Annotated in this window: 3 protein-coding genes and 2 pseudogenes; 4 read left to right on the top strand and 1 reads right to left on the bottom strand. The window is 40.8% G+C overall.

The features are described 5' to 3' along the window. The first annotated feature begins 639 nt into the window (after window positions 1-639). Window positions 640-3,132 (top strand): response regulator, encoded by a 2,493-nt coding sequence (locus tag F6K51_RS34815; RefSeq protein WP_293030013.1) that lies wholly within the window; start codon window positions 640-642, stop codon window positions 3,130-3,132. 92 nt (window positions 3,133-3,224) lie between these two features. Here F6K51_RS34815 and F6K51_RS34810 read toward each other — a convergent pair. Then, window positions 3,225-4,172: pseudogene (locus F6K51_RS34810) on the bottom strand (IS630 family transposase). 451 nt (window positions 4,173-4,623) lie between these two features. Between F6K51_RS34810 and F6K51_RS38790 the strand changes: the two are divergent. The 3 genes and pseudogenes from F6K51_RS38790 to F6K51_RS38780 all read left to right on the top strand — a co-directional run. Continuing rightward, window positions 4,624-4,977, top strand: coding sequence for a transposase family protein (locus F6K51_RS38790; protein WP_365940550.1), 354 nt, complete (start codon window positions 4,624-4,626; stop codon window positions 4,975-4,977). A 275-nt stretch (window positions 4,978-5,252) separates the two neighbouring features. Next, window positions 5,253-5,399: a hypothetical protein gene (locus F6K51_RS38785; protein WP_364306224.1), complete on the top strand. Its 147-nt coding sequence runs from the start codon at window positions 5,253-5,255 to the stop codon at window positions 5,397-5,399. A gap of 215 nt (window positions 5,400-5,614) precedes the next feature. Further along, window positions 5,615-5,772 (top strand): annotated as a pseudogene (locus tag F6K51_RS38780) (ISAs1 family transposase); the annotation flags it as partial. Between the last annotated feature and the right edge of the window lie 305 nt (window positions 5,773-6,077).

The following is a 6,077-nucleotide window of genomic DNA, read 5'->3' as shown; positions in this document are numbered from 1 at the left end:
TCCGTTCCCACTGGTCCGAGACGCAAAGCATAGCGGCGTATCATGATAGCACAGCTCCTGATTGACTAAACTCTCTACAGCTACCGATTCTAAACTAAATTGATACCTATTTGATGACACGCCCTAGCGATACTAGGTTTTGGTGTCTTTAAGCCATTTTGAGGTGTTTTTTGATAACTAGCAACTTAGGTTAGTAGTAGGGTAGATAATGCCAACCCTAGCAGAACTTAGGCAGCAATTCTACCTGTAGCTTCTGTTAATAATTCCCCCTACTACTTCTGGACTAGTGTTCTCGAAGAACAGAGGCTTGATCGCCACCCTTTCATTAAAGGAGTGGTAAAGCAGCTGATCCGCGCGTTGCGATCAAAGATGGGGTGCGACCTCGCGCTTTTTGAAAGCTAAGCGTGAAAGCCCACCAAGAGAGGGAAGAATCACTTCTCAATTTGACACAATCTTTACACACTCTTTACATAATTTTGAGATGATCCAGTGCAACTAGCCGTTACTAATGGTAAAACCCAAATAGTGATGAACGCATATCAAGAAATTACATATAGCATCTGTCAAAAGAGGTATATTTTTGAGTGTTCTGTGTTTATCCAAAATTTGTAAAGGACTAGGCTTACAGCAGGATTGTTCATGAGACTTTTGCTGGTAGAGGATGACAATGCTCTAGCTCTAACCTTGAGTAAAGTGTTGAGAGAGCAGAATTATATTGTAAATATTGCTGGAGATGGGGAAGAGGGTTGGGAGTATGCTCAAGCCTTTACCTATGACCTGATTGTGCTGGAAGTGGATTTACCCAAGCTCGATGGTATCAGCTTGTGTAAGCGACTACGGCAGGCAAGCTATGATAGAGGGATTTTGCTGTTGCTTTCTCAATCAGCTATTGCTGAGCAAGTCAAGCTTAATGCTGAAGCTGATGATTATATTGTTAAACCCTTTACAGCCAAGGATCTTTTGACTCGGATTAGGACATTACTGCGTCACCACAGTGTTTCTGGATTAAGGCTACTGGAATGGGGTGATGTCTGCCTAGACCCGAGTACCTGTGAAGTAACTTATAAAGGTCAACTGCTCCATCTCTCACCAAAGGAATACGGTCTTCTAGAACTATTCTTGAGCCATCCGCGCCGAGTATTTAGTCAGAGTTTCATTCTCGGACATCTGTGGTCATTTGAAGACCCTCCTTCACCAGAAACAGTTAGGGCACATGTTAAGGGGTTAAGGCGCAAGCTCAAGAGTGTTGAAGCTGATGATATGATTGAAACTGTCTATGGTATGGGCTATCGCCTCAAGAGCTTACCGAGGAGCAAGAGAAAGAAAATCAAACCAACCCCAACCAGGTTCAATCAGCCTTGGGAGCTTTCTAAAGGAACCATGTGGCGTCAGTTTGCCACTGTAGAACAGGCGGTTAATGCTCTCGAAGCCGGACATCTTACTGAGGAGCTGCGAAAACAAGCCCAGCAGCAAGTCCACAAGCTGGTTAGAGCTTTAGATAAGTTTGGCTTAGTGGAAGGATCACGGCTAGCCCAAACTATTGAGTACTGGCTACAGTTCGTCAGTATAACCAAGACAAGGAACTCCGGTAAACTTAGATATCGGTCAAGACGCAGGAACTATGACAACCAAATAGAATTGCCTAGTCCTCAATTACAGCAGCTAACCTCCCCAACTAATATTCAAAATCTGGCATCTTTGGTAGCACTTCTGTCTGAAGAACTCCAGCAACCTCCATCAGCATTCTCTGGTGATGTCATTAGTGAGTTGGAAGATAATCCAACCATTACTGTCTTAAAAGAGTCTGAACTAACCAAGGATGGTAGATCAGAACCCCTGGCACCCGAGCAATTCCCAAAAAAGCTTCCCTTGATTTTAGTTATCGATGGAGAGGTGCAACTGACACAACAGTTGGAAAGAGAAGCAGTAAATTGGGATATGCAAGTAAAAGTTGTCCTAGATCCCAGGGAAGCCAGATTTGTCATGGATCAAGAAGTACCTGATGTTGTTCTACTGGAGTTGATGTTTCCCAATGATCCAGAGGTCGGAATGGCACTCCTAAAATATTTCCAGAACCAATACCCTCAAATCCCAGTAATCGTTTCTACACAGCAAAATCGGTTTAGCGATCGCGTTGAGGTTGCTCGTCAGGGAGGACGGGCGTTTTTATCCAAACCCGTTACCCCAATACAGTTACTAGAAACCGTTGAAGATGTCTTAAATCAAGCTAGACCTTCCACCGCCAAAGTCCTGGCAGTAGACGATGATCCCCTAGTGCTCGAAAGTATACGACACTTCCTACAACCTTTAGGAGTGCAGATTACTACCTTAGAAGAACCCGATCAATTTTGGGAACAGCTCGAAGCGACAGGACCTGATCTACTGATCTTGGATTTAGACATGCCCCAATTCAATGGGATTGAACTGTGCCAAGTTGTGCGCATTGATCGGATCTGGCATGGATTACCTATCCTATTGCTTTGTGAACACCAAGACTCTGAAACAATTCACCGCATTTATGAAGCTGGAGCTGATGACTATATCTTTAAACCGATAACGAAATCCGAGTTAGTCACCCGTGTTTTCCATCGTCTAGAGCGTACCAAACTGCTCCGTAGTTTAGGAGAAACTGACCAATTAACTGGTGTGGCTAATCGTCGTCAATCTACCATAGAATTTAATCGATTACTGCGTTTATCCCAACGCTACCATCAACCTCTTTGCTATGCCTTATTGGATTTAAACAACTTAAAACAGGTGAATGAGCAATATGGTCATGTGATGGGAGATAGAATGCTTAAGCGGTTAGGACAAATCTTGCGGCAAAAGTTTCGCAGCGAGGATATAGTTGCCCGCTGGGGAGGTAAGGAGTTCTTCATCGGGATGTATGGTCTCAATCGACAGGCTGGGGTCAGAAGGCTCCAAGAAATTTTGGAGACTGTTAGTGAAGAATTTGATAACTGTGAGCTAGTGCAGGTAACATTTAGTGCTGGGGTGGCAGAGTACCCTGAGGATGGCACAGACATCGAAAGCCTCTATCGAGCCGCTGATGAGGCTATTGAGCGAGGCAAAGCCACTGGTCAAGATTGTGTATTCCCAGCTCAATCCCTAGTTGGAAACATCAGTCAATAGTAATTTTTGAGTAGTAATTTTTCAGTAGTAATTTGTCAGTAGGTGAGTAAAGCTTTCTCTGTCTTACACTAAGCTGATTTTGATCTAAGCACCTAAACAAAATTAATTACATATTCTTGACCAAAATTGTCAAGAAATTTTTTGAGATATTTAAGAAAGCTTTTCCAGTTTTCGTAAGCATCAATTTCAATCCACTCATACTTAATAAATTTCCAGAAAATTTTAATTAAGTTGTACTTAGGTGAGTAAGTAGGTAACCAAAATCTATCTAAATTTTTGGCTTTCCATTATTCTAGTTTTTCTAGGATTTTATTGCTCGTGTGTATTGAAGCTTGAGCCATTACTACTACAGTGAGTTTATCTAAATTTTTACTAAAATTATATAAAAATTTAATCACGATTTCACTATCAATTGAGCCCTGATGTATTTCGGAATCTAATTGATTTTTACATCCCATTAATCCGAGAACATTAATTCTTTTGCTTTGGCAACTATTAAGAGTTATTCGTTTTAATTTTTCTTGCCATCCGTAAGGAATATCTGGCTTCAAATAGAATCCACTTTCATCTAAATATCTTAAGTCAATTTCTCCTTTTTTAGCTTGCTGTTTTAGCTCTTTTAGTCTGGGTATCTTTACGTCTAGCTCCCATTAATCAGGGGTTTTACTCGTTCCTATCTTCATTCTTTTCCATTTCATATTCAACTTTTTTATGGTTCTTTTTATAGTTTCCTTACTTACATCTATTTTCCACTCTTTATTGATTTTATTTTTAACTTTGTTTAGGCTTTTTGGTTCAGATTTTACCCACTCCTTTACTTGTTGCCTTTGCTCCTGATTTAATTTAGGTTTTCTGCCCCTACCTTTTTGATTGTATATTCCTAGGATTTTTTGATCTTCCCATCTAGTTAACCAGTTATATATAGTTTTTCGATTAACTCCAAATAATAAAGTTAATTCCTTGTATTAAAATTTTTTATAACTCAACAATATACATTTAGCTCTGTCTCTCACTTGAGGATATTTACTTTGCCAACTTATTCTTTATAAAAGTTTTTTAGTCTCGGGATTTAATTCTCTAATGAATCTCATATAAATACCTATTTTGATCGATTTTATCTAATTGTATATTATTATGTCAAAAATAGGTAATTAATTTTGTGCACCTGCTTATTAAACCCAATTGCTACCAGGTAGGACGTGAAAAATGGAACCGATACATTCACATTATTTTCACAATTGGCTCTACTATTTCACAATTGGCTCTACTATAAAGATAGTTTAAAGATTATCGGTGATATTGAACATAAATGTTGAATGATAGTTAAAAACCTATACAAATAGCCTCTAAATTGATAAAATCGAGGCTAAAAAAAATCTTACAATGTTGCTTCAATGAGATCAAATTTTCCACAAATCGTCAAAAGATACCTAGGAAAACTACCCAGGGTAAGCGCAAGAAAAACGAACTCATAATATGCTAGGGGAACCGATGTCACAATCAAGGTATCCAATGGTCATTGGCTTCGATAAACCCACTAAAACCACCGCAACCAGTCCTAAATCCTCACCACTCCAGCCAGCCGGAGATACTCAGCAGTTTCAACAACAAATGCTTGAGCATTTTGAGCACCTGGGAGATCCACGAGGGAAACAAGGAGTGCTTCATCCATTTGTAAGTATAGTAATGATTGCACCCGACGCCACCATCGGGGGCGCGACGGGGTGGGAAGACATAGAAACCTATGGAGTCAGCCACCAGCAATGGTTATCCACCTTATTACCATTGCCTCATGGGATACCCTGTGCAGATACGTATCGACGAGTGTTTGAACAAATATCTTAAGCGTGCCTTTGAGGAGAGCTTTAACAGTTGGTTAGCTAGTTTAGTAACAGATGCCCGGAGCACAGGTAATTCCCATTGATGGCAAACAAATCAAGGGTTCTTATGACCGTAACCAGTCAAAATCAGCATTGCACGTGGTGAGCGCCTGGGCAAGTGACCATCGGTTGTTTCGTAGGTCTTGTCAAAGTGGACGATAAAAGCAATGAGATTACAGCGATCAAGCGCCTTACTGGAATTACTCGACATCTGCGGATGCAACCGATACCATTGATGCGATGGGGACTCAGCATCAAATAGCTCGTAGTATTCGCGCTCTTAGTGCGGATTATGTTCTGGCACTCAAAAGAAATCATCCCACTTTATGGGAGCAGGTGAAGCAATGGTTTGAAACTGCTGTAGCTAATGAGGCAAGAGGGTCTTGAGTATAGCTACGATCTACGGGTGGAGTCAGCACACCATCGCACTGAAAAGCGCGATTGTTTGGGCGGTTTGTCTTGAGCAGATAGACAATGATTTGTACCAACAGTCCCAGTGGGATGGATTACAGACTATTGTTATGGTTATTCGTACTCGTCATCTGTGGAACAAGACTACCCGTGAGGTGATGTTTTACCTATCTTCTCTACCAGCCAATGCTCAACAGTTGGGTAAAGCTATCCGACAGCACTGGTCAATTGAAAATCAACTTCACGCTCGTCTTAGATGTGACTTTTGGGGAGGATAATAGCCGGATTCGCACAGGCCATGCTCCACAGAATATGGCTTTACTCAAGCGCGCTTAGTATTAATTTACTCAATCTTGAAACCAGCTATAAACGCAGTACTCGTCAAAAAATCAAACGAGCCAGCATGGACACGAGGTATATGCTGAAAATTTTAAAAGCCTCGATTCCCTTACAGTCTAACTTATCTGGGGCATAATTTTTCGCCGCTGTACCCTGGAAAACTACCTGATGATGATTATCCAGTTCTCATACTAAATCCGGTTGTCATACCCCATTAAAAAAATGCTTAAATAGAAGCTAGCCAATGATAGAAAGTTAAATTTCTAATTTCTTCTTTCATCTCACTCAAAACCTGACAACGTTTTACTAACAATT

Origin of the sequence: Moorena sp. SIO3I8 (assembly GCF_010692325.1) — a bacterium.
Taxonomy (GTDB): domain Bacteria; phylum Cyanobacteriota; class Cyanobacteriia; order Cyanobacteriales; family Coleofasciculaceae; genus Moorena.
This window is presented reverse-complemented; position numbering and strand designations above follow the sequence as displayed.

Bases quoted from the DNA above. Each gene is read 5' to 3' on its own strand.
- F6K51_RS34815 (WP_293030013.1), top strand. From the start codon at position 640: ATGAGACTTTTGCTGGTAGAGGATGACAATGCTCTAGCTCTAACCTTG.
- F6K51_RS38790 (WP_365940550.1), top strand. From the start codon at position 4,624: ATGTCACAATCAAGGTATCCAATGGTCATTGGCTTCGATAAACCCACT.
- F6K51_RS38785 (WP_364306224.1), top strand. From the start codon at position 5,253: ATGGGGACTCAGCATCAAATAGCTCGTAGTATTCGCGCTCTTAGTGCG.